The sequence below is a fragment of the Malonomonas rubra DSM 5091 genome, assembly GCF_900142125.1.
Classification (GTDB): domain Bacteria; phylum Desulfobacterota; class Desulfuromonadia; order Desulfuromonadales; family Geopsychrobacteraceae; genus Malonomonas; species Malonomonas rubra.
Map to the genome: position 1 here is coordinate 87881 of NZ_FQZT01000007.1, position 22794 is coordinate 110674.

At 54.3% G+C, this 22794-nt stretch carries 18 protein-coding genes; 9 read left to right on the plus strand and 9 right to left on the minus strand.

Annotated features, from left to right (window positions below):
* Nucleotides 1–94: 94 nt before the first annotated feature.
* The 5 genes from BUB13_RS10795 (at nucleotide 95) to BUB13_RS10815 (ending at nucleotide 4965) form a co-directional block, all read left to right on the plus strand.
* Nucleotides 95–1120 (plus strand): TRAP transporter substrate-binding protein, encoded by a 1026-nt coding sequence (locus BUB13_RS10795; protein ID WP_072908765.1) that lies wholly within the window; start codon nucleotides 95–97, stop codon nucleotides 1118–1120.
* 204 nt (nucleotides 1121–1324) lie between these two features.
* Nucleotides 1325–2368 carry a TRAP transporter substrate-binding protein gene (locus BUB13_RS10800; protein WP_072908766.1) on the plus strand — a complete coding sequence of 348 codons (1044 nt, stop codon included), beginning with the start codon at nucleotides 1325–1327 and terminating at the stop codon, nucleotides 2366–2368.
* A 364-nt stretch (nucleotides 2369–2732) separates the two neighbouring features.
* On the plus strand, nucleotides 2733–3242 hold the full coding sequence (locus tag BUB13_RS10805) for a TRAP transporter small permease (protein WP_072908767.1): 510 nt from the start codon (nucleotides 2733–2735) through the stop codon (nucleotides 3240–3242).
* A gap of 1 nt (nucleotide 3243) precedes the next feature.
* On the plus strand, nucleotides 3244–4530 hold the full coding sequence (locus tag BUB13_RS10810) for a TRAP transporter large permease (protein ID WP_072908768.1): 1287 nt from the start codon (nucleotides 3244–3246) through the stop codon (nucleotides 4528–4530).
* Nucleotides 4531–4542: 12 nt separating this feature from the next.
* Nucleotides 4543–4965 (plus strand): universal stress protein, encoded by a 423-nt coding sequence (locus BUB13_RS10815; protein ID WP_072908769.1) that lies wholly within the window; start codon nucleotides 4543–4545, stop codon nucleotides 4963–4965.
* A 206-nt stretch (nucleotides 4966–5171) separates the two neighbouring features.
* On the opposite strand, the gene BUB13_RS10820 is transcribed toward BUB13_RS10815, so the two are convergent.
* The 4 genes from BUB13_RS10820 to ptsP all read right to left on the minus strand — a co-directional run bounded on the left by BUB13_RS10820 (nucleotide 5172) and on the right by ptsP (nucleotide 11420).
* On the minus strand, nucleotides 5172–5702 hold the full coding sequence (locus BUB13_RS10820) for a Spy/CpxP family protein refolding chaperone (protein WP_072908770.1): 531 nt from the start codon (nucleotides 5700–5702) through the stop codon (nucleotides 5172–5174).
* Between the two features lie 552 nt (nucleotides 5703–6254).
* The gene (locus tag BUB13_RS10825) at nucleotides 6255–7982 is read right to left on the minus strand and encodes a PTS fructose-like transporter subunit IIB (protein WP_072908771.1); all 1728 of its coding nucleotides are present in this window, start codon (nucleotides 7980–7982) and stop codon (nucleotides 6255–6257) included.
* Nucleotides 7975–8991 (minus strand): 1-phosphofructokinase, encoded by a 1017-nt coding sequence (pfkB, locus tag BUB13_RS10830; RefSeq protein WP_084092025.1) that lies wholly within the window; start codon nucleotides 8989–8991, stop codon nucleotides 7975–7977. Before pfkB ends, BUB13_RS10825 begins: the two co-directional genes overlap by 8 nt.
* Nucleotides 8952–11420 (minus strand): phosphoenolpyruvate--protein phosphotransferase, encoded by a 2469-nt coding sequence (gene ptsP / locus BUB13_RS10835; protein WP_072908772.1) that lies wholly within the window; start codon nucleotides 11418–11420, stop codon nucleotides 8952–8954. The genes pfkB and ptsP overlap by 40 nt, the downstream gene beginning before the upstream one ends.
* 288 nt (nucleotides 11421–11708) lie before the next feature.
* Between ptsP and BUB13_RS10840 the strand changes: the two genes are divergently transcribed.
* The gene (locus tag BUB13_RS10840; RefSeq protein WP_072908773.1) at nucleotides 11709–12704 is read left to right on the plus strand and encodes a LacI family DNA-binding transcriptional regulator; all 996 of its coding nucleotides are present in this window, start codon (nucleotides 11709–11711) and stop codon (nucleotides 12702–12704) included.
* 72 nt (nucleotides 12705–12776) lie between these two features.
* Here the strand turns inward: BUB13_RS10840 and BUB13_RS10845 are convergent, their stop codons facing one another.
* Complete coding sequence (locus tag BUB13_RS10845) at nucleotides 12777–13301, minus strand: Spy/CpxP family protein refolding chaperone (RefSeq protein ID WP_072908774.1); 525 nt, start codon at nucleotides 13299–13301, stop codon at nucleotides 12777–12779.
* Between the two features lie 171 nt (nucleotides 13302–13472).
* Here BUB13_RS10845 and BUB13_RS10850 point away from each other — a divergent pair, with 171 nt between their 5' ends.
* Nucleotides 13473–13835: a hypothetical protein gene (locus tag BUB13_RS10850; RefSeq protein ID WP_072908775.1), complete on the plus strand. Its 363-nt coding sequence runs from the start codon at nucleotides 13473–13475 to the stop codon at nucleotides 13833–13835.
* Nucleotides 13836–13903: 68 nt separating this feature from the next.
* On the opposite strand, the gene BUB13_RS10855 is transcribed toward BUB13_RS10850, so the two are convergent.
* The 4 genes from BUB13_RS10855 to BUB13_RS10870 form a co-directional block, all read right to left on the minus strand.
* Nucleotides 13904–14200, minus strand: a complete 297-nt coding sequence (locus BUB13_RS10855; RefSeq protein WP_139249358.1) for a hypothetical protein — start codon at nucleotides 14198–14200, stop codon at nucleotides 13904–13906.
* Between the two features lie 175 nt (nucleotides 14201–14375).
* The gene (locus tag BUB13_RS10860; protein ID WP_072908777.1) at nucleotides 14376–17555 is read right to left on the minus strand and encodes an efflux RND transporter permease subunit; all 3180 of its coding nucleotides are present in this window, start codon (nucleotides 17553–17555) and stop codon (nucleotides 14376–14378) included.
* On the minus strand, nucleotides 17548–18798 hold the full coding sequence (locus BUB13_RS10865) for an efflux RND transporter periplasmic adaptor subunit (protein WP_072908778.1): 1251 nt from the start codon (nucleotides 18796–18798) through the stop codon (nucleotides 17548–17550). The genes BUB13_RS10860 and BUB13_RS10865 overlap by 8 nt, the downstream gene beginning before the upstream one ends.
* Nucleotides 18795–20186, minus strand: a complete 1392-nt coding sequence (locus BUB13_RS10870; protein ID WP_072908779.1) for an efflux transporter outer membrane subunit — start codon at nucleotides 20184–20186, stop codon at nucleotides 18795–18797. Before BUB13_RS10870 ends, BUB13_RS10865 begins: the two co-directional genes overlap by 4 nt.
* 184 nt (nucleotides 20187–20370) lie before the next feature.
* Here BUB13_RS10870 and BUB13_RS10875 point away from each other — a divergent pair, with 184 nt between their 5' ends.
* Complete coding sequence (locus BUB13_RS10875; RefSeq protein ID WP_072908780.1) at nucleotides 20371–21072, plus strand: response regulator transcription factor; 702 nt, start codon at nucleotides 20371–20373, stop codon at nucleotides 21070–21072.
* A gap of 6 nt (nucleotides 21073–21078) precedes the next feature.
* The gene (locus BUB13_RS10880) at nucleotides 21079–22461 is read left to right on the plus strand and encodes an ATP-binding protein (RefSeq protein WP_072908781.1); all 1383 of its coding nucleotides are present in this window, start codon (nucleotides 21079–21081) and stop codon (nucleotides 22459–22461) included.
* Nucleotides 22462–22794: the final 333 nt, after the last annotated feature.

Here is a 22794-nt window from a genome sequence, read left to right on the forward strand (position 1 = left end):
TTAGCATATTTAGTTCCATAGTCCAGACATTTGTGAGAGAATGCCGCCGATAAGTTTAGTGATATAACATTCTTTTTTACCAAGGAGGAACACAATGAAGTGTCGAGTATTTGCCTGTCTTCTGCTCTGCTTGCTGCTACCGCTCAGCGCGTTTTCCGCCGACCCCCTGGCGGCCTGGCAGCCGAAGTTCGATCCAAGCAAAGCAGAGTACACATATCTGCTGTCAACAGTCGCCCATCCGGCGATTGAAGGAGGCACTGTCGGCTACCGCATCCGCGATCGCGTCTGGGAAGAATCGAACGGCCGTCTCTACGTCGACTACCGGCCAATTTCGCAGCTTGGCGGGGAGAAGGATGTCCTGCGCAAACTGCAGATGGGTGCAATCCAGGGGATGCTCTGCTCTTCGGTTCTGGCCCCGAATGTTTCGCCACGCCTTGGTATCGTCAATCTGCCGTTTTTGATCGATAGCTTTGCCAAACTGGATCAATTCCGCAGCAACGAAGAACTGTTCCGTGAATTTGGTGCCGATGCCGACAAAAAAGGGATAAAAGTTGTTGATTTCACCGGTTACGGCAGTTACGGCTGGGCAACCAAAACACCGGTCAAAAGTATCGACGAAGCCAAGCAGCAGCTCTTCCGGATTGCTCAGGCACCGGTCAATGTCGATCTTTACAAAGCCTGGGGCTTTCAGTTCACCGTTATGCCGTGGGCTGATGTGCCACAAGCACTGCAGACTGGTGTCATCAGCGCCCTTGATCACACACCGATCGTCTGCAATATCACCAAGAAATTTACCGTGGCGAAAGCCTATACCAGTATCGATTATGCCCAGGGCCTCTATGTCCACCTGATGAATAAACGTTGGTTCAATAGTTTGCCAGAAGATTTGCAGCAGATTCTGCTGACTGCGATCACCGAGGAGAGCGTCAAGGTCCGCGCCCTGACCGAAAAACAACAACTCGACCAGATAGCCGCGGCAAAAGCCAACGGCATCGTTTTCAATCAACTTCCGGTTGAAGAGAAAAATAAGCTGGTCGAACTGGCTGAGCCGGTCGTACAGAAGTGGGCAAAAGAGATCGGTAGCGACTACCTCGATAAAGTCCGCACTGCGCTTCAATAAAAGCCACCCAGAAAAGAACAAAAGAACGCCCCGTAGAGCCTCTCTTTACGGGGCGTTCTCTTTTTCAGGCCCCACCTTTCTGCTTGACCCAAGCCCTACGAAAAGACTATTGTTTAAACCTAAGTAGCTGATTTTACTAATATTTAACTTTTTTTCGCGCAGATCAAACGACGTTTTGTCATAACGCCACAAGGAGGCTCCTCAATGAAGAGATTATTGGTTGTTCTGTTGGTCCTGGCCCTCTGCCTGCCGGTTGCAGCATTTGCTGCTGAAAAGAAAAAAGATCCTTTGGCTGCCTGGCAGCCGAAGTTCGACCCGAGCGGTGCGAAATATGTCTACCTGCTCTCCAACCTGTCCCACCCGGTTATCGAAGGTGTTGCAGCAGGCTACCGCATCCGCGATAAAGTCTGGGAAGCAACTAACGGCCAGATCTACGTCGATTATCGCCCGCTACTGCAACTGGGCGGGGAAAAGGACGTCTATAACAAGGTCAAAATGGGCGCAGTTCATGGCATGCTCAGCTCATCTATTTTTGCCGGCGGCAACGTTGCTAACGAAATGGGTGTAGTCAATATGCCCTACATCGTCGACACATTTGATAAGCTCGACACCTTCCGCAATACGCCGGAGATCTGGGAACCCTTCGCCAATGCGGCTGCCGACAAGGGGATCCTGGCCATCGACATCACCAACTACGGCCTCTACGGCTGGGCGACCAACGAGCCGGTGAATAACCTCGCCGCTGCCAAAAAAGTCATGTTCCGTGTCGGTGAAGCGCCGGTCAACGCCGATATCTACAAGTCTTGGGGGCTGCAGTTCACCGTCATGCCTTGGGCCGATGTACCGCAATCCCTGCAGACCGGCGTTATCAACGGCCTCGACCACACCGCGATCGTCTGTAACATCACCAAGAAATTCACCATTGCCAAAAACTTCACCGAGCTGAATTATGCCCAGGGCCTGTTCGTTCACCTGACCAACAAGCGCTGGCTGGACAAACTGCCGGCAGATCTGCGTGAAACCTTCCTCAAAGTCGTGCGAGAGGAAAGCGCTCACACTCGTGACCTGACCCGCAAGCAACATGAGGCCCAAGTTGCTGCTGCAAAAGAGGCTGGCGTGACTTTCCACAAGCTTTCCGACGCCGAAATTAGCGAACTGAAAAAACTGGCCGAGCCTGTAATTGAAGAATGGGGCAAAAAAATGCAGCCCGATTACCTGTCGACTGTTCGCGCAAAGCTTGGCAGCTAATAGCTAAACCTGTATAATGCGATCCGTTTTACGGGGTCGGGGAAAACTCCCCGGCCCTTTTTGTTTTTTAGGTAAGGTCGCGGGGTTGCGCCCCCGCACGTCGCCTTACTCTTTTGCAATGCGACAAAAGAGTAAGCAGAAAAACGCACCCGACCTCCTTGCCCTTCGGGTTCCCTGCATTTCGCTAACGTTTTGCGAGCGAACCCCGATAACATGAAGTGGAGGTTCCCGCGAAGCGGGCGGAAACAGCTGGGGTGTCCTTTTTGCTTACTTTTTGGACAAGCAAAAAGTAAGGTGCCAGTAAAGGCACATTTAGACTTATCGTCGGTAGCTACCGGCAAAACCTGTTTGAAAGAAGTACAGAATGTTGAAAAAAACCTTCAAAGCGATTGATCGCGGCTTCCTCTTCGTCGAAGAGTGGTCACTGTTTGCAGCTGTCGCCATTGCACTGGTGACGGCGATGGCTAACGTCGTCCTGCGCAAAATGACGAGTGATGTCAGCCTCTACTGGTCGGACGAAGTGGTACGTAAGGTCATCTTCTTCTCCACCTATATCGGCTGCGTGGCCGCGATCCGCAGTCGCTCACTGATCCGTATCGATGCCCTGCCGCAGCTGATGCCGGTGCTGAAAAAACCCCTCACTCTCTTCTCGCATCTGGTAGTACTGGTTTTTTCCGCTGTCATGATCAAGCTCGGCTGGCAGATGACGATGATGATGTATCAGGACGAATACGCCCGCACCACCACGCTGCAGATTCCGGAGTGGTACTTTTACATTGTTCTGCCGATCATGGGGGGGATGATGTTCATCCGTACGTTGATCGTGATGGTCGAAGACTGGCGCGGCAAGCAAGATATCACGGGGGAGAATTAAGATGGAAAGCAGTTATTTTCTGATTCTCGCCGTTCTGCTCGGCTGCCTTGCCACCACCGTACCGGTGTTCATGGCGTTGTTCTTCACCGGCACCGTCGGCCTGGTTTACCTGATCGGCATCGATCCGGCCATTGTCATTGAAGTTCTCTACCGCAGTATGGACAAATTCGCTCTGATCGTCGTCATGTTCTTCGTTCTCTGCGGCAACATCATGACCACCGGATCGATTGTCGAAAAACTGATCAAAACCGCCAACGTGCTGGTCGGCTTCCTGCCGGGCGGACTGGCAATGGCCGGGGTTCTGGCCTGCGGCTTTTTCGGCGCCATCTCCGGTTCGACCGTCGCCACCGTGGTTGCTATCGGCGGCTTCATGATCCCGGCATTAATCGAGAACGAATACGATGAGCGTTTCTCCGTCGGCATCATGACCACCGCACCGATCCTCGGTGTTATCATCCCGCCGTCAATCGCCATGATCCTCTACGCCATGGTCAGCAACGATCCACTGGAAGCGCTGTTCCTGACTGGTTTCATTCCAGGCGCCCTGATCATGCTGGCAATGAGTTTTTATGCTTACATCGTCTGTAAAAAGAAAGGGATGAAAACCCTCAACCGACCGAGCGGCAAAGAAGCCCTGGCCGTCCTGAAAGAAAGCGTCTGGGCGCTGTTCCTGCCGGTGCTGATCTTCGGTGGCATCTACTCCGGCATGTTTACCGCCAACGAAGCAGCAGTCGTCGCCTGTTTCTACGCTTTTTTCGTCGAAATTTTCATCCACAAAGACATGAAGCTGATGCAGGTGAAAAAGGTCATCGTCTCCTCGGCGGTCACCTCGGCCACCCTGCTGATTATCGTCGCCGGCGCTTCGGTCTTCGGCGAATACCTGACCTTTGAACAGATCCCGACCAAAATCGCCAACGCTGTTGTCGACAGTATCTCTTCACCATGGGTTTTCCTGCTCTCGGTCAACGTCCTCCTTCTGGTGATCGGCATGTTCATGGATATCATCTCGGCAACATTGATCCTGACGCCGATCTTCCTGCCGCTGCTTTCCAAGTTCGGCATCGACACCATGCACTTCGGCCTGCTGATGACCATTAACCTCGGTATCGGCTACTGTACACCACCGCTCGGGGTCAGCCTCTATATCTCAGGGGCAACCGTTAATCGCGACCTTTTATACGTTTCTCGTGCGGTCATGCCGTTCTTGCTGATTCAAATTGCTATACTGTTGGTATTGACCTTCTGGCCCGATCTCGTACTACTGCTACCCAGATGGGTATATGGCTGATAGGAGAGCGCTATGCCGAAAATTCTGATCCCGGTTGACGACTCCGCCACCTCGCTGAAAACCATCAACGAGGTCATTGCGCACAAAGATCGTATGCCGCAAAAGGTGACTCTGCTGCACGTGGTCAACGACCAGTTGGCGTATCGGATGATCCCCGATTTTCAGATTGAAATGGTGCGGGAGAATGCCGGCAAAGCCGGGCAGGTTAAGTTGGAACAGATCGCCACCCTGCTGCAGGAAGCCGGATTTGAAACCGATCTGCGCCTGGAATTCGGCTCACCAAGGCGGGTGATCCCGCAGGTTGCCAACGATGAAAAATTTGAGTTATTGATCATCGGCCGGCGTGAAACCACCGGCGAAATACGTGACGTGCTGTTCGGCTCGGTGGCCAATTTTGTGCTGCACAACGTCAAGTGCCCGGTTTTGCTTTTTTAGCGAGAGGCTATAACCGCCCATCTGCTGCGTTATACTCAATCCTCGCTGATCGACGTAGCGCTGCTACGCCTCACAGCTGCGGTTTCGCAGGCCTTGCAGCTGAAGGCTTCTCAACTCTCTTGGAGGTTGAAGAACCACTCTAAATAAAAAGCGGGACTCCCGATTTTGAGAGCCCCGCTTTTTTCATCAACCCTTCAGCAGAGTTGTTATGAGCGGCAACCACCGCGGGCACCGCCACGCTTACCTTTTTTACCGAAGCCCATCATACCGCGCAGGGTTTCAGCTTTTTCCTGCTGTTCCGGAGTCAGCACCGCTTTGATATCAGCCTGCAGCTTGGCACGCTCGATCATCCGCTCGGTTTTCAGCGCATTCATTGTTTCTGCCTTGGCGCGGAAATCAGCTTCGTTGAACGGGTCAGCCTGACGGGCCTCGCGCATCGCCTCACGGGCGGCCTGCATCTCTTCGCGATCTCCCTGGCGGTTCTGCCACTGCTGATCCATCAACGCTTTAATTTTCGACTGCTGGTCTTCGCTCAGGTCAAGTACCGCAGCCATCATCTCCAACCGCTGCCCCATCCGCTCTTCATGCTGCTCGTAGCTCATCCCCTGGCTGCGGCCAGCACAATCACCATCGCAGCCCCGGCCGAACTTGCCACCAAACCCCGGAGAAGCAATCGCCAGGCTGGCAGTCATAAGGGCACCAATAAGCAAAGAGGGAATCATAATACGCTTTTTCATCATCAATCTCCTTTTTTCGTTTATGTAAGTTGCTATGACGCTGTCTTGATGATGTCACTATACGGCAAGGAATCTAAAGCGTGGGTTAAGAGTGGCCCCCTTTGTGTAAAGTTTTGTAAAGGCTTCCCATGGCTAAAAGCAATCAAGGGTTGGCAACGGTGAGAGTCGGACGCTGACATCCAATGCCGCTTCACAAGACTACTTCGCCAGAGTAATATTGACCATCATTTCGGCCAGTGAACCGTTACTGGTCTCCGGCTCTCTCCTGAGTTATAAAGTATAAAAAATGATTTCAGCAGGAGCATGAGCTGATGATTTTGTTCCGCTGATCCATTTCATCTACGGTACCAGCTACAAATTTGGCGAAGAACAAAATGAAAAGGGGGATCCTCGAAAGAGAATCCCCTGTGGTCTCGCAGTTAGATTTTATCGTTTAAGCATGGAATTTTTTACCGCCATGCGCCCCCTGACCTCCCCCATCAAACCACACAAAGGTCTAACTTTCTACTTGACCGGAGGATCTACAGTCTCCAGCAATTTTTATTGCCGGCATCATATTGCATTCCCTGCAGAAATCGGCTTTTTCAACGCAAATAGTGCTGCCGCCGTCACCAACATGCCGACAAGGATTGCCACCGCGTAAGGCACCAACTGGGTCACGGCATTCGGGATAAAGAGCACGAAAATACCGCCATGGGGAACCATCAGCGCAGCCCCGAAGACCATCGACAATGCGCCGGTAACTGCTGAACCGAGCATGATGCATGGAATAACGCGGAACGGATCGCGGGCGGCGAAGGGGATCGCCCCTTCGGTGATAAAGGATATACCGAGAACAAAAGCAGCTTTACTCGCTTCCTGCTCGTCATCGGTAAAGCGATTCTTGAACAGAGTAGCGGCCAACGCCAGACCGAGCGGAGGGACCATACCGGCAGCCATGATTGCAGCCATCGGCCCGTAGATCTGGCTGGAAAGTAGGCCGACGCCAAAAGTGTAAGCAGCTTTGTTGACCGGTCCGCCCATATCGAAGGCCATCATGGCACCGAGGATAAGACCAAGCACCAACGAGCTGGTCGACTGCATTCCCTGTAGCCAATCGGTCATGGCGGTCAGCACCACATTCACCGGCGGGCCGATGACGTAAATCATCAGCAGGCCAACGATCAAGGTCGACAGGAAGGGCAGAATCAACACCGGTTTGAGTCCTTGCAGGTTCTGCGGCAACTGGATTTTATCGTTCAGAAATTTGGTCAGGTAACCGGCAAGAAAGCCGGCGACAATACCACCTAAAAAACCGGAACCGACAGTCGTTGCCAGCAGACCACCGATCAATCCGGGAGCGATGCCGGGGCGTTCCGCAATAGAATAAGCGATAAATGCACCAAGCACCGGAACGAACAGTTTGAAAGCGGTCGCGCCACCGATCTGCATCAGAGCCCAACCGAGGGTACCCTCATTATCACCGGCATAAATGCCGCCGAAAGCAAAGGCCAGGGCGATCAGCAGACCACCGGCGACCACCACCGGCAGCATGTAGGAAACACCGGTCATCAGGTGGCGGTAGGGACCGGTCCGCTGCGCCGAGCGTTCGCTCTTCAAATCATCTACTTGCTTGGCAAGCCCTTTTGCTGCAGGTGCGGCGGAGAGTGCTGCTTGAATAGCGTTGGCGCCGTTGTGTAAAGCTTCCTTGGTGGAAGTTTCAAACAGTGGCTTACCGGAAAAACGGGTTTTATCGACAAAAGCATCCGCGGCGATGATCACAGCATCGGCACGGGCGATCTCATCGTCGCTCAGTACATTTTTCGCCCCGACCGAGCCCTGGGTTTCGATTTTAACTTCGTGCCCCAACTCTTCCGCTGCTTTCTTCAATGCTTCTGCTGCCATGAAAGTATGAGCGATACCGGTCGGGCAGGACGTGACGCCAACGATAAACTTTTCCCCGTCAGCAGTTTGCGGTACTTCTTCCCGGTACTGACTGGCTTCGGCAAAAGCCGCCTCGATCACCTCTTTGGTCTGGCGAATAGCGTCGCTGGTGCTGACAGCATGGATCGCCTTACCGGCAAAACGGCTCGGATCGACATGGATATCGGCGGCAATGATAACCACATCAGCTTGGGCGATGGCATCGGGAGCAAGAACATCTTTTGCCCCTTCCGATCCCTGGGTTTCAAGCTCGAGCTCGTGGCCCATAGTGTCAGCAACTTTCTTTAGGGCTTCAGCAGCCATGAATGTGTGGGCAACACCTGTCGGGCATGCGGTTACGGCAACTATTTTACTCATCTGTACCTCCGTCAAATTCTTTTTCCGTGACAAGGACTTGTAGTTCGAGTTTGTTTGTTTCGTCCAGACTGGAAAGGCCCGGTCCGGCATGGGTAACAATAGCGGCGGATACGGCAGTAGCCAGTTTTGCCCGCTCAGCCAAAGAGAGCCCCTTGAGTAGACCTGCGGCCAAACTTCCGACCATGGCATCTCCGGCACCGACAGTGCTGACGGCTTCAATTTCGGGGGGCTTGGTTTGCACACAGCCGCTCGCATCGACAAAAAAGGCTCCTTCCGCCCCCAAGGAAACCACCACCGTTTCGATTCCGCTATTGACCAGTTTGCGGGCTTCAGCGATCGCCTCGTCCACCTGCAGCGGTCGACCGACGTATTCGGACAGCTCATCGATATTCGGCTTTACCAGCGATGGTCGGGCGTCAATCGCAAACCGCAGGGCGGGACCACTGGTATCGACATAGGCCTTGGCGCCCTGTTGCTTGATCACTTTAACAAGCTGGGCAACGATCTCTGCATCCAAGCCGACCGGGATACTCCCGGCAATGATAACTAGAGCTGCGGCCTCAGCCTGTTGTTTGACAGTTTTAAGCAGCTGATCGATTTGTTGTTGCTGCGGCGACAGCCCCGGCAAGTTCAAGTCGGTGGTGCTGTGGTCGGAAGGGTCGAGGATTTTAATACCGATACGGGTTTCGCCCGGTACCCGGACAAAGGCGTCCTCGATCCCCAGATTGCGAAACAGTTTTTCGAACAGATGTGGATTATCCTCGCCCAAAAAACCGGTTGCCGCGACCGGCAGCTCAAACTGCCGCAGCAATCGGGCGATATTGACCCCTTTGCCGCCGGCATCAGTACGTGAAGCGACAACCCGATTGACCGCACCGTAAGTGAATCCTGGAACCGTGCAAGCCAGGTCGATAGCCGGATTGAGGGTGATAGTGACGATTTTATCTTTTTTCGACATATCGTTCTCCATCAGAAAGAGAGTTTCCGCACCTGCTTGACGCTGCTGCATTTGAGCGCCTGCTGTGCCAGCTTGCGCGCATCCTCAATTTTGATGTTTCGCAGCTGCGCTTTTATTGCAGCCACGCTCGGAATCACCATACTCAGTTCATGTACACCTAAACCGGCCAGCAGGACCGCACCAAGCGGTTCTCCCGCCAAGCCCCCGCAAACTCCGACCCAGATACCCGCCTCATCCGCGGCCCGTACCACCATATCGATCATTTTCAATACCGATGGATGCAGGCTGTCGGCCTGTGCAGCGAGGGTTGGATGAAGGCGATCGATCGCCATCACATACTGGGTCAGGTCGTTGGTTCCAACCGAGAAAAAATCGACCTCTTTGGCGAAAACATCTGCCATCACAGCAACCGAAGGCACCTCAACCATAATGCCGATTTCGACCGGCTCCGCTCCGACTTCAATACGCGCTTTTTCTGCCAGACGTTTGGCAGCCGCCAGTTCTTCCAGCGTAGTCACCATCGGCAACATGATGCGAACGAGTCCTTGCTTGGAGGCGCGATAGATAGCCCTCAGCTGAGTGAGAAAAAGCTCCGGTCGGTTTAAGCAGAGACGGATACCACGCTCACCGAGGAAAGGATTGTCTTCAGCCGGCAAATCTAGGTAGGAAACTTCTTTATCGCCACCGATATCGAGAGTACGGATAATCAGCGGCAGGCCGTTTAGGCTCTCGAGCATGTCACTATAGTGTTGATACTGCTCTTCTTCATCCGGAGGAGTCTCCCGGCCGAGAAAAAGGAATTCGGTGCGCAACAGGCCAATCCCTTCGGCACCTGCGTTGACAGCCTGCTCCGCCTCTTCTGATTTCCCAATATTGGCAACGACCTCGACACGATGGTCATCCAGAGTGATCGCCGGTTTAAAGCGGTGGTTGAATTCCTGATTGCGCATTTCGTCAAGTGCTGTGCGTGCAAGTTCAGCCGAATCCTGATCTTCCCGGCTCGGGTCGAGATAAAGGTTTCCGGCATCGCCATCAATGATAGCGATGGTCCCGTCTGCAATCTCCTGCACCGAAGGCCCAGCGGCGACAATTGCCGGAATGCCCAAAGAACGGGCAATGATTGCAGAATGCGAGGTCGGGCCACCACCGGCCGTGCAAAGCCCGAGAATCAGAGCGGGGTCGAGATTCGCGGTATCGGAGGGGGTCAGGTCTTCCGCCACGAGAATAACCGGTTCGGTCGGCACAAAGGGTTCGTCGCTGATGGTGCCGGCCAGATGCTTCAACACCCGCCGACCGACATCGCGCAGATCCATTGCCCGAGCGGCAAGCAGAGAATCGTTGTGCTGCTCAAGGGCATGTACCCGTTCTTCTATCATCTGGCGCCAGGCGAAACCGGCACTTTTGCCGGCATTGATCAACTGCTCGACTTCGGCACGCAACTCAGGATCGTCAAGAAAAGCGATATGGGCGCGAAAGATTGCCGCCTTGCCCGCTCCGGCTTTGGCCCGCACTTCATCATAAAGGTTTTGCAGGTTTACCTTGGCGGCGGCGATAGCCTGGCTGAGAGAACTTTTTTCGTGTGCCGGATCTTTCGCGTTGGCTTCGACGATTATTCGCTCATGAACAAACTGCCGAATCGGGCCGGTCGCCAGCCCCGGGGAGGCTTTAAAGCCGGGAATAATACGGCCGACAGATTTCGGTTCCCAACAGTGCTCAAGCTGGGAAGCTTCCATCTTTTCTTCAGACTCTTCACCGAGCCCTGCATCGACCGCATCCTTGAGTGCAGCGAGCGCACTCTTGCCATCCTTACCCTTGGCATGCAGACGGACCTTCTGCCCGGCCGTTACCCCTAATTTCAGCAACGACGCCAAGCTCTTGCCGTTGCCGGTTCGTCCATCGAACTCGACATAGACATCGGCAGAAAACTCGCTCGCGACATCGACGAAGAAAGTGGCTGGGCGGGCATGCAGACCATGCTCCCCAGTAATGGCAACCTCAACAGATTCGAAGCCTGTCAGATCCATCTCTGGAGCGGCCTTGGAAATGCCGCCGACAGAACCGCTCAAGACATTGATAATATCCTGCGGATCGAGAGTCTGCGACAAACGGGAGATGGTATCGGGGTCATCCAGAACGTGGGTCAGGTTGGTGAGAATGGTGATATGTTCGTCCGACTTGGCCGCAATACCGACTACTAGACAAACGGTTTCTCCCGGATTCCAAGCAACTCCCTGCGGAATCTGCAGCACAGCAACACCAGTCTTCTTGATCAGTTCGCGATCTTCCGGCAGGCCATGTGGAATGGCAATGCCATTACCGAGAAAGGTGTTGGCAACTGCTTCACGCGCGTTCATGCTGGCGACATAGGCGGCATCGATATAACCGTTTCGCACCAACACGTCGCCAACCAACTCAATCGCCTCTTTCTTTCCCGCAACCTGAGCACCAAGAACGATCAATTCCTTATCCAGATTCAGCATAGCGACCTCCCGAAAGTGTTTGACAATCAAAATGTAATCGATTACATTTTGATTGTCAAACAGGTTTTTTAAATATCTTTACTGCTCTTTATTTTCAGATACTTAAATCCTGAAAACGATTACTATATTAGTCGAAAAATTGATTAACTTTAAAGCTTCAGTCGCAGACAACATCGCTTGTGACGCAGTTCAAACATGGTCTTTTCGTAAATGACTGTGGCGTGATCAGGGCTTGAAAAAGCCCGTGAAATTGATTACACAGAGGCTAGGTCTTCCAAGGAGACGAATATGAAAATTAAAGACATAGCAGAAGCTGCCGGGGTTTCAACCGCCACTGTCTCAAGAGTCCTCAGCGGCAAGCAGAATGTACGGCCGGCAGTACGCGACAAAGTGATGGCGGTAGCTCAAGAGCTGAACTACACCCCGAATCGGGCAGCCCGCAGCTTGCGGTCGCGCCGCTCAAGTTCAATCGGCCTGATCGTGGCTGATATCCAGAATCCCTTCTTCGCTTCGCTCAGTCGGGCAGTGGAAGACATTGCTCAAGCAAACGATTACAGCGTTATCCTATGCAATACAGACGAAAACCCTGAAAAGGAGAAGATGTACCTGGAACTGATGCAGAACGAGAACGCTGCCGGCATCATTCTGGCGCCGACCGGGGAGCTGGCTCGCAACTTCCCGCAAGAGCTGGCCGATAGCGGGCCGATGGTGGTCATCGACCGTAAAGTCAATAATATTTCTGTCGACAGTGTCGTCATTGATAATTTTGATGCTGGGCAAACCCTGACCCGCCACCTGCTTGATCATGGCTACCGCCGGATTGCCGGGCTATTCGGTGCCAACAGTGTCACAGGACAAGAACGGCGCAGTGGTTTTGAAGCTGCCCTACGAGCAGCAGGGCTCGACCTGGATCAAGAGTTGATCATCGAAATTGCAGCAAAAGAAGTTGAGGGACATGCCGCCGTCAGTCGCCTTCTTGAAGCAGAAAACCCGCCGGAAGCGATCCTGACAAGTAGCGGCCTGTTGGCGACAGGCGCGTTCCGGGCAATTCGCGATAAAGAGATAGCTGTCCCGCAGAAAATTGCCTTTGCAACCTTCGATGAATCCCCTTGGACAACCATGATCCGTCCGGCAATAACAGTCATTGAACAGCCGACCTACGCTATCGGCCAAACTGCCGGTGAGATGTTATTCAAACGCATTAAGGATCCGGAACGCCCGACGAGACAGGTTGTTCTCTCGAGCAAACTGATTGTACGCCAGTCCTGTGGCGCGCATTCTTAATGCCGCACCAGTAAGCAAAAACCGGCCCCTCATAGAGAGACCGGGTTTTGCTTACTGGTGCGTTCTAACTTTTTAGAGACGGAAGCCTTTACCTCCACCGTGCTTCCCCTTGCCCGGCCCACTCATCAAACCGCGCAGGGTCTCAGCCTTTTCCTGCTGTTCTGGGGTCAGCAGTGCAAAAAGCTCTTCTTTCTGCTGAGCCCGCTCGACCATCTTATCGGTTTTCAATTCGTTCAACTCGGCAACTGCAGTACGGAAGGCGCCCTCGTTAAACGGCTCAGCCTGCCGAGCTTCGCGCATCGCATCACGTGCCGCCTGCATTTCTGAACGCCCATCCTGACGCTCTTGCCAATTATTGTTCAGCAGCTGCTTGACCTGCGCCTGCTGCTCTTCGCTCAGATCAAGGATCGCTGTCATCTTCTCCAGTCGTTGCCCAGCCCGCTCTTCATGCTGCTCGAAAGTGATTGCCTGGCGACCTTTGCCGTTGCCATCGCAGTCGCCGCTGCGGAATTTGCCGAAACCGGGAGCGGCCATGGCGATGCTGGAAGTGACGAGGGTACCGATGAGCAGAGCGGGAATCAAAACTTGCTTTTTCATAATCAATCTCCTTTTATGTTGGTGGTGTGTTGCTTGCGTTTTGATGATTCCACTCTACGGAAAAGTATCTAAAGTGTGGGTTAAGAGCTGTGCGGATGGGGTAAAGTTTTGTAAACTGTCGATCGTTACTGTTAATTGCTGTGAAGAAAATCGATCAATGGAGGTCGGTGGATGTTGCAGGAAAACCCTTTTGAGCGCTGGCGCTTGCTGCCGCTGAACCAGGTCGCCGCGCTGAAATTGCGGGAAGCGGGCGAAACTCCGGACGCCGAGCGGCTACCGGTTTTTCAGTTGATGGTCTGGGGGCTGCTGAACGGAGTCACGCCGACCCACAGGCGAACTGCTCAGGAGCTGCAGCGACTACAATACCAGAACCCGGCTGAAGCATTTACCTACCTGACCAGCAATATTCCAGGCGGTCTGCCTGAACTCCATCGGAAACTGCTGAAGCTCGCCCCGAAAGCGGCAGCATCGGAGCTGCTCGATATTCTCGATATGCGGCTGAAGGCTGATCCACGCAATCCTTACGCATGGTGATCTGACAAAGAGTGGAGAAAAAAATTGACGCCCCGCGAAGCAGGGCGTCGATGGGTCAAGCTATATTATCAGAAGCCTTTTTTTATGTTGATCTTGGGCTCCTGTAAGCCAACCTTGCGTTTCTTGTTTTCATCCAGGATCGCTTCTGCCAACTGCACCCACTCTTCCCAGGAGCCTTCGGCTGCAAGCCTGTCATTGGCTGGCGACCAACCAATGTACCAATTTTCTCTTGGGTCGCCGCTGATCACCAGACGATTTCCCCCCACCTGATCATTTTTTTCCGATTCACACACTTTCAACATCTCAACCTCTCGATCTTGCAACATTGCTGCAGAGCCATTACAAAACTGCCATCTACTTTTCATTTCAGATTTGTTAATGAACTTGTAGCTTCAGCCTTTATAACGCAGTCCGATCGAAAAAGTTGACAAAAAAATTTTATTTGCTCAAAAAACTGTTGCTAAAGCCGCATTTTAACGGGGTTTAACAACTTAAAAAATCAAGAAACGAACATTCTTTGTATATACAAAAATACGATTATCAGGATCTTTCCACCCCTTCCTGAGGCGCCAAAAAGTGTGATTCTAATGCTTTTTCTTTATCTTTCTCTGTCTGCCCAAAAAGCTTGCGCACATCCTCTACGATCAGGTAGAGGCAAGGTACCAACAGCAGTGCGATCAGGGTCGCGAAGAGAATACCGAAGCCGAGCGAGATCGCCATCGGGATGAGAAAGCGCGCTTGCCGCGATGTTTCGAAGATCATCGGCATCAAGCCACAGAAGGTTGTCAGAGTCGTCAGCAGAATCGGCCGGAAACGCAGGATGCCAGCTTCAACCACGGCGGCAAAAGCGGGCTCCCCTTTCCGCTGTCGACGATTGGCAAAATCGATCAGCACCAACGAGTCGTTGACCACAACCCCGGATAGCGCGACCACGCCGAACATGCTCATGACACTCAAACTGTAACCGAGCAACAGGTGGCCGATGACCGCCCCGACAATACCGAAGGGGATACAGGCCATGATGATCATCGGCTGCATGTAACTCCGGAACGGAATCGCCAGCAGCGCGTAAATCAGCAACATCGCCAAACCGAGGCCGGTATAGAGACTGGTCATGCTTTCAGCCATATCGGCCTGCCGACCAGAAAAAGCGTAGCTCAACCCCGGGTAACGGTCCGCAAGTTGCGGGAGTTCGGCCGCCTGCAGTTCACTCTTGATCTGCCCGGCCATGCTAACCGGACGCACATCGGCCATCACGGTGATCACCCGGCGACCGTTCTCCCGGTCAATGCTGGTATATGCCCGACCACGCTCGATATCGACCGCTTCCCGCAAGGGGATTTCAATCCCCGCGGCGTTGCGCAGGATCATTTCCTCCAGGTCATACTCAGAAATCCGTTCGGCCTTCGGCCACCTCACCGTGACCGTTACTTCATTGCGGCCACGCTGTTGCTGCAGAACCTCTGCGCCGCTGTAAGCATGACGTACCTGGGTGGCAACCTCTTTCGCCGTCAGTCCAAGAGCCAAACCTTCCGCCCGCATGCTGAAATCAAGCTGCTCCTTGCCCGGGGCAAAGCCATCGTCGACATCTTTGACAATGGCGTAACCGGAGAGGCTCTCGGCCAATTCCTGCCCCGCTTGTTCCAGGGTCGACAGATCGGTGTGGCTGAGCTCAATCCGCAGCGCCTTGCCAGAACCGGGGCCGCCCGAATCGGACAGGAAAGAGATCGACTCCAACCCGCTGATGTCGCCGGTCACCTGGCGCCATTCCTGGATGAATTGCGCCGTCGGGATGACCCGCTTCTCCGGATCAGCCAGGTAAACCATAATATCCAGGGTGTGGCTGCCCGAGGTTCCGTTAACACTGCGGCCCAAGTCGGCAAAGGTCCCGATAACCAGCTGATCCTGTTCGTACTTTGCCGCCACCTCGGCAGCGCTGGCCAGCAAGCGATCGCGCACCGCTTCGGTCTGTTCGACGGCCGAGCCGTACGGCAGCACCACCTGGGCCCGGGCATAATCGGATTCGATCTTCGGGAACATCGTCATGCCCATCCGGCCACTGATAACCAGTGAGGTAATCAAAATCAGGATGGCAACAGCAGCGCTGAGCGTCAGGTAACGATTGCGCAGCAGCACCTGCAGAAATGGTGCGTAGCGCTGTTCAATCAATCGGCTGAACCCCTGACTGAAACCTTGCTGCCACTGGTGCAGCCGACCGAGAATCCCCCCGTGCCGATTCTGCCTCATGTGGGCTAAATGGGCCGGCAGAACAAACAAGGATTCAATCAGCGAAACCAGAAAAACGATGATGACAACCACCGGAATTGCCCGGAAGATTTTTCCCATGGTACCGGGAACAAAATAGAGCGGCATGAAAGCGACGACGTTGGTCAGGATACTGAAGGTCACCGGCATGGAGACTTCACGCGCTCCAGCAATCGCAGCCCGCAGCGGAGGCAGGCCCTGCTGGCGGAACTTGTAAACATTTTCGCCAACAACGATGGCATCATCGACAACGATACCCAGGGCAACGATAAAGGCGAACATCGAGATCATGTTGATGCTCATCCCCAACCACGGCAGCACCAGAAAAGCGCCGAGGAAGGAAATCGGGATCCCCATGGTGACCCAGAAAGCGAGGCGGCTTTCAAGAAAGATTGCCAGCAGGATCAGCACCAGCGACAAGCCGAGGTAGGCGTTGCCGAGCAACAGATCGAGGCGCTGCTCAAAAATCTTTGAACGATCACTGCGGATCGAGATATCCACACCGGGCGGTAGCTGCTGCCGGAAGCTCTCCATCTCGCTTTTGGCAGCGGCCGCGACCACGATCGGGGTCTGCTCACCAACCCGAAAGACCTCGATACGGACGGCACGCTTGCCATTGTACTCGGCATAACGCTCGCTCTCTTCAAAGCCGTCCTTGATTTCTGCAATGTCCTCCAGCAACAACTGGCTGCCATTGTTGTCGGTGTAGATCGGCACCTTGGCAAAATCGCTGCCGTAATCGCGCCCCTCCTGCATCCGCATCAGGATTTCACCGCCAGCCGCTTTTATCCCGCCACCAGGCAGTTCGACCGTCGCCGCACTGAGCGTCTGCGCCACCTGCTGCAGGGTCAGGTTGTAAGCGCGCAGTTTCTCCTGGGGAATCTCGATGGCAATTTCCAGGTCACGGGTGCCGGACAGTTCGACCTGGGTGATCTCGGAATTCTGCAGCAGGGCGGTGCGAAAATCGTCGGCCAGGTTGTGCAGAACCTGCTCGCTCTGATCGCCGAAAAGAACGAACTCAATCACGTCCCGCTTGCGGGCCGCGATCTCGACATTCGGTTCGTCCGCCTCTTCCGGGAAAGTACTGATGCGATCAACTTCGTTCTGAATATCCTGTGCCAGCTTCTGCAGGTTGCTGCCGTTGAGCATGGTCACCATCACCGTGCCCCGTCCCTCGGTCGCACTGGAACTGATCTCGTCGACCCCTTCCAAACCGCTGACCGATTCTTCGATCGCCAGCACGATCCCCTGCTCCACTTCCTCGGGGCTGGCACCGCTGTAGCTGACGCTGATGTTGACCTGGTCGGAGTCAAACTCCGGAAAAACTTCCTGCTTGATCTGCCCCATGAAGAACAGGCCACCCACCAACAGCACCAGCATCAGCAGGTTGGCGGCAACCGCGTTGCTCGCCATCCAGGCAATCGGGCCTTTGGGATTATCCAACCGATCATTCATGATCAGGCTCCTGCGGCTGCTGCCTTTTTTTCGGCTGACCTTCTTCCAGGCGCAGCTGCATACCGCTGACGGCGCTGCCCAGATTGCTGGTCACCAGCCTGGAGTTCGCTGGCAGATTATTACGCAGCAACACCCGTTCACTGTCGCGCCAGAGCACATCGGCAGCAGTGATCTGCAGGCGACCCTCTTCATCGACCAGCCAGATCTGGTTGCCGTCATGCAGCGCCGAGCGAGGAATACTGACAACATCATCCAGCATCTTCCCATCGATTTTGACCCGGACATATTCACCAAGCAGCAGAGGCTCTCTTTTTGCAGCCGGTTTCTTGAGGTCGAGAGGGTCATCCACCTCGACCAGCAGACGCGCCATACGCCCCTGTTCTTCGAGGTCACCGAGCAGTTTGATGACCGTGCCGACCTTCCACTTATCTCCGCTGTGAATCTGTACCAGCGAGCCCTCTGCACCCTCCTTCTGCGGAATATCGATCCAACCCAGACGATCGACCGGCAGAGAGATCTGGACCCAGTAGCGATCAGTGCCAACCAGGGTGGCGACACTCTGCTGAACCGACAGATAGCCGCCTGGCTCAGCGGTTTTCGCTGTTACCAACGCGTTGAAAGGTGCGTAGAGCACGGTGCGCTGCAGATTCAGCTCCGCCTGGGCCAGTTCGGCACGAGCAGACTTGTACTCCGCCTGGGCTTTCAACAGATGAGGCTTACGCAGCGCCAGCTCTTTATCCTTTTCGCTGGCGTTCTCTCTGCCGTCGTACAACTCCCACTCCTGCAGGGCAATCTCCTGGTTTCCTTCTTCGATCGCCAGCGCGTAAGCGGCGTCGGCAACTTTGCTTTCAGCCTGAGCCACTGCCAGCTGGTAATCAGCCGGTTCCAGCATCAACAGCTTGTCTCCGTATGTGATGCGGCTGCCGAGCTGAAAGTTTTTGTGCACACCGACAATCCGGCCACTCACTTCCGCTTGCAGGTTCAATTCCGTGGCCGGAATGACCGTGCCCATGGCGGAAATCGTCACCTGCTCAATGGACGCTTCCAACAGACGGGTCACGACCAGCGGGGCCTCCTTGACCGGCTTTTTTCGGTTCGCTTTCGGGGTGCTTTTAACAATATAGGCTCCGGTCGCCAGTGCCGAAGCCAGGATCAACACAATCGCCAGCAGGGTCAGAACCGTTTTTTTGCCGTTCTTCTGACCTTTTGCCGAAGCAGGTCGATTGTTTTCAGAAACATTCATAGTTTCACCTCAAGTTGCTGCACCGGCAGCTGTTCGCTCCAGTCACCCCCCAAGGCACGGTGGAGGCTGACACGATTACTCAAAAGATCGAGCCGTTGATTAAGGAGATCCTGCTGCAATTGTTCAACATTCTGCAGCTCGGTCAGAACCGGCAGATAGGTACTCTGTCCTTTCAGATAACGGTTCTTCGCAACAGCCAAAGCTTTTTTCGCGATTTCCAGTTGATGCAGCAAGGCATTGAGCTCTTCCTGTAATTTCTGTTCGCTGACCAGCGCATCCTCCACTTCGCGGATAGCGGTCAGAACGCTTTGCTGGTAGCCCGCCACCTCTTCGGCAAGAACTGCTTTCTGCCGCTCAACCTCCGCTTTACGCTTGCCACTGTCAAGCAACGGGGCAGACAGATTCTGTGCCAGATTAAGCAGCCAGTTATCAAACAGTTCAGAGAAATCGCCGCTGGTCGTTGCAGAAGCGGTCAGCTTCAGAGCCGGCAACCGATCGGCCTTGGCGACTGTCAGGTCCAGGCCAGCGGCTTGCAGGCGCAATGCAGCCGCCCGGACATCAGGTCGCTGCCGTAGCAGGTCAGCGGGAAGTCCCAAGGCGGGCAAAGGGTGCAGTTGCGGAAGGGTGACTTCGGTCAATACCAGCGGCTGCTGTGGGCTGTTGCCGAGCAACAGGGCCAACTCGTGACGCAACAGTTGCTCCTGTTTCTGCAACGCCGGGAGCCTGGTCTGCAGTGCGGCGATCGCTTCCTGTTGTTGCAGCAGATCAAGGGCTGTCGATTGTGATTTACGGAAGCGCAGGTCGATCAGCCGCAGGTATTCCCGCGATGTTTGCAGCTGCTGGTCAAGCAACTGCTGCTGGCCGATCTGTGTCAGCAGCGACAGCCAGCTGTCGGTCACTTCCGCCGCCAGGCTGATGGCAGCAGTTTGCAGATCCTCCCGTGTTGCCAGCTCTTCTTTCTGCTGGCTCTCAACCTCCGCTGCCACCCGGCCCCAGAGATCAAGCTCGAAACTGCTGCTCAAGCCGAGAGAATAGCTTTCATCGTCTGTCGTCATACCACTGCTGCGCTGACGGCTGTTTTCGTGGCCGGCGCTCAGGGACAGGTCGGGACGCTGACTACTCCGGCTCTGCCGTGACAAGCTCTGCGCCTGCAGCAGGCGCGCCCAGGCTTGGCGCAGGGTCAGGTTGTCGTTCAGCGCTTCATCGATCAGCCGGTCCAGATCAGCGGAAGCGAAACTCTGCCACCAGCGCCCCGGTACCACTTCGCTGCCGACAGTCGAATAGTTCTGCGGCGGCTCGACCATCTCCTGCGGCTGCAGCTCAACCCTGAAGGGGCTGCAGGCATTCAAAAACAGCAACAGCAGCAGGCCAGGAATGTTCCATCTCATAGTTATCCATCCTTCGAAACGTTCACATGAATGTTGTTATGATACGCTTTCGCCAAAACTTTTGGTGTTAAATAGCAATTTCATTTTGTAAAGTTTCGTAAAGATTTAAGCTCACCGGCTTTAAAATTCTTTACAGCACCGGCAGGTTATTTTTCGCTATGATGTCAAACATAGGAGAAAAATGATGAATCGAATTTTAGTGATCGATGATGACACCGAACTCTGTGAACTGCTGAGTGACTACTTGGGCGGTGAAGGCTTCCTGGTCGAAACCGTCAACCATGGTACAGAAGGCGCTACCCAGGCCCTGGAGCAGGAATACACGCTGGTGGTGCTCGACGTGATGCTCCCGGGGATGAGTGGCTTTGATGTCCTGCGCAGAATCCGCGAAACCAGCAAGGTTCCCGTGATTATGCTGACTGCGCGCGGTGATGATGTCGATCGCATTGTCGGCCTCGAACTTGGTGCCGATGACTATCTGCCGAAACCTTTCAATCCCCGCGAGTTGATCGCCCGCATCCGTGCGGTACAGCGACGCATGGACACAAGCGACAGCGGGACTCGGAAGAGCGACGATGGCGAACTGCGGGTCGGTGATATTGTCCTTTGTCCCACCAACCGCAGCGTGAAACGGGACGGAACAACCGTGGAGCTGACATCGGTCGAGTTCACCCTGCTGACTGTGTTGCTGAAACAGGCAGGCAACGTCATCAGCCGTGAAGAACTGGTCGAAAAAGCTCTCGGCCGCCGCCTCTCTGCTTACGATCGCAGCATTGATGTTCATGTCAGTGCGCTGCGTAAAAAGCTGGGTAAAGAATATGCCGGAGAAGAACGGATCAAAACCATTCGCGGCATCGGCTATCTCTATACTCGCGCGGAGGCTTGAGCTGCAATGCGTAGCCTGTTTCTGAAATTTTTCCTCAGCTTCCTGCTGATCAACATCCTTTTTGTCGCCATCGCCCTCTCTCTGGCATTTTTGCGTGACCGCGAGTTTCCACCCGAAGCCCACCGCCAGTTCGCTCGCCAACTGGTGGAGGAGTACGGCTCGGAAGCGATCGAGATCTACGAAACCCGCGGCTCGGCAGCCTTGAACACATTCATCGACAAGCTCAACGGCAGACGCCAGGTCAAGCTGAGCCTGTTCGATGCGCACGGTCAGCCGTTGACCAAATCGCACCGGCACATGCCACGCCGCATGCAGATGATGGCTCACCGGGCATTGGAAAGCGGGCAAGTCGTTTTTCCGATGATGGGGGATCGCAACTTGGTCTCTGCCGGTTTGCAGGGCAAGAGCGGCCGCAGGTACGCCGTCACCATTGCTCTGAAAGGGGAACCGGAACCGGAACAACTGCTGAAAAGCCTCGGCCGTGGCTTTTTGGGCTGGCGCCTGATGATACTGATGGCAATTTCGGCAGTCGTTTGCTTCTGGCTGGCCCGCTCTTTTTCCTCTCCGATCAGTCGCCTGCGCAAAGCGACTCACCAGCTGGCCGATGGAGATCTGGGTATCCGGATCGGCGACCAGGTCAAAGGGAAAAACGAAATAGCAGGGCTGGCGCGTGACTTTGACCATATGGCCGAGCGGATCGAAGACCTGGTCTCTGCCCAGCAGCGACTGCTGCGTGATATCTCTCACGAGCTACGCTCGCCACTTGCCCGCCTGGGCGTTGCGCTGGAATTAGCTCGCCAGGAAGGCAAGCCGGAGATCCGGCAGAAAGCACTGCAGCGGATCGAGCTGGAAGCTGAACGGATGAACGAAATGATCGGGCAGCTGCTCAACCTGACCCGGCTGGAGAGCGGTGCCCGCGAGCTGCAGCGAGAGAACTTTGACCTGGCCGAATTGATCACAGAGCTGGTGCAGGACGCCGACTATGAAGCGAAAAATCGTAATTGCCGGGTTGAATTCAGCGACAACATCCCATGCCCCTTTTATGGTTCCCAGCAGTTACTGGCCCGGGCGCTGGAAAATGTCATCCGCAACGCGGTAAAATATACTGCAGAGGGAACAGCCGTTCAGGTCAAGCTGGGCCAACAGGAGCAGCAGATCTGCATCCAGATTCTCGATCAGGGACCGGGAGTTCCGGAAGAATCGCTGGAAAAATTATTCGAGCCTTTCTACCGTGTTGCCGACGATCGCGACAGAAAAAGCGGCGGAACTGGCATTGGACTGGCGATTGCCGACAGATCAATCAGACTACACAATGGTCGTATCAAGGCACAGAACCGCACTGAAGGAGGCTTGGAAGTCGAGATCTACTTGCCACAGGCTTCGAATTGATATATTCTATTTTTTGAATAATTCAAGAAAAGGAGTTCAACATGGACCTTCTCCCCCTGCTCGGCATTTTTGCCGTCTGGTATATTCTGAACAAATGGGTGCTCCCGAAAATGGGGGTACAGACATGACTGTCCGACAGCTGTCAACTTCCGCGTGACGGAAGTAAAAATAACCAGCCCGAGAAAGCAGAAAACGGGCAGCAGCAATAAAGCAAAGCGGTTTTCCCGAGACTCGGGAAAACCGCTTTTTTGTTCTTTTCTGTTCAAAAACCCCTTCACAAGCATCAATTCCAATAAAAATAGTTACTTGGCGTTGACGTTCCAGATCGCATTA

What these genes read in the sequence shown, in the direction of transcription:
- BUB13_RS10795 (WP_072908765.1), top strand. Translation starts at nt 95, where the DNA reads ATGAAGTGTCGAGTATTTGCCTGTCTTCTGCTCTGCTTGCTGCTACCG.
- BUB13_RS10800 (WP_072908766.1), top strand. Translation starts at nt 1,325, where the DNA reads ATGAAGAGATTATTGGTTGTTCTGTTGGTCCTGGCCCTCTGCCTGCCG.
- BUB13_RS10805 (WP_072908767.1), top strand. Translation starts at nt 2,733, where the DNA reads ATGTTGAAAAAAACCTTCAAAGCGATTGATCGCGGCTTCCTCTTCGTC.
- BUB13_RS10810 (WP_072908768.1), top strand. Translation starts at nt 3,244, where the DNA reads ATGGAAAGCAGTTATTTTCTGATTCTCGCCGTTCTGCTCGGCTGCCTT.
- BUB13_RS10815 (WP_072908769.1), top strand. Translation starts at nt 4,543, where the DNA reads ATGCCGAAAATTCTGATCCCGGTTGACGACTCCGCCACCTCGCTGAAA.
- BUB13_RS10820 (WP_072908770.1), bottom strand. Translation starts at nt 5,702, where the DNA reads ATGAAAAAGCGTATTATGATTCCCTCTTTGCTTATTGGTGCCCTTATG.
- BUB13_RS10825 (WP_072908771.1), bottom strand. Translation starts at nt 7,982, where the DNA reads ATGAGTAAAATAGTTGCCGTAACCGCATGCCCGACAGGTGTTGCCCAC.
- pfkB (WP_084092025.1), bottom strand. Translation starts at nt 8,991, where the DNA reads ATGCAGCAGCGTCAAGCAGGTGCGGAAACTCTCTTTCTGATGGAGAAC.
- ptsP (WP_072908772.1), bottom strand. Translation starts at nt 11,420, where the DNA reads ATGCTGAATCTGGATAAGGAATTGATCGTTCTTGGTGCTCAGGTTGCG.
- BUB13_RS10840 (WP_072908773.1), top strand. Translation starts at nt 11,709, where the DNA reads ATGAAAATTAAAGACATAGCAGAAGCTGCCGGGGTTTCAACCGCCACT.
- BUB13_RS10845 (WP_072908774.1), bottom strand. Translation starts at nt 13,301, where the DNA reads ATGAAAAAGCAAGTTTTGATTCCCGCTCTGCTCATCGGTACCCTCGTC.
- BUB13_RS10850 (WP_072908775.1), top strand. Translation starts at nt 13,473, where the DNA reads ATGTTGCAGGAAAACCCTTTTGAGCGCTGGCGCTTGCTGCCGCTGAAC.
- BUB13_RS10855 (WP_139249358.1), bottom strand. Translation starts at nt 14,200, where the DNA reads ATGAAAAGTAGATGGCAGTTTTGTAATGGCTCTGCAGCAATGTTGCAA.
- BUB13_RS10860 (WP_072908777.1), bottom strand. Translation starts at nt 17,555, where the DNA reads ATGAATGATCGGTTGGATAATCCCAAAGGCCCGATTGCCTGGATGGCG.
- BUB13_RS10865 (WP_072908778.1), bottom strand. Translation starts at nt 18,798, where the DNA reads ATGAATGTTTCTGAAAACAATCGACCTGCTTCGGCAAAAGGTCAGAAG.
- BUB13_RS10870 (WP_072908779.1), bottom strand. Translation starts at nt 20,186, where the DNA reads ATGAGATGGAACATTCCTGGCCTGCTGCTGTTGCTGTTTTTGAATGCC.
- BUB13_RS10875 (WP_072908780.1), top strand. Translation starts at nt 20,371, where the DNA reads ATGAATCGAATTTTAGTGATCGATGATGACACCGAACTCTGTGAACTG.
- BUB13_RS10880 (WP_072908781.1), top strand. Translation starts at nt 21,079, where the DNA reads ATGCGTAGCCTGTTTCTGAAATTTTTCCTCAGCTTCCTGCTGATCAAC.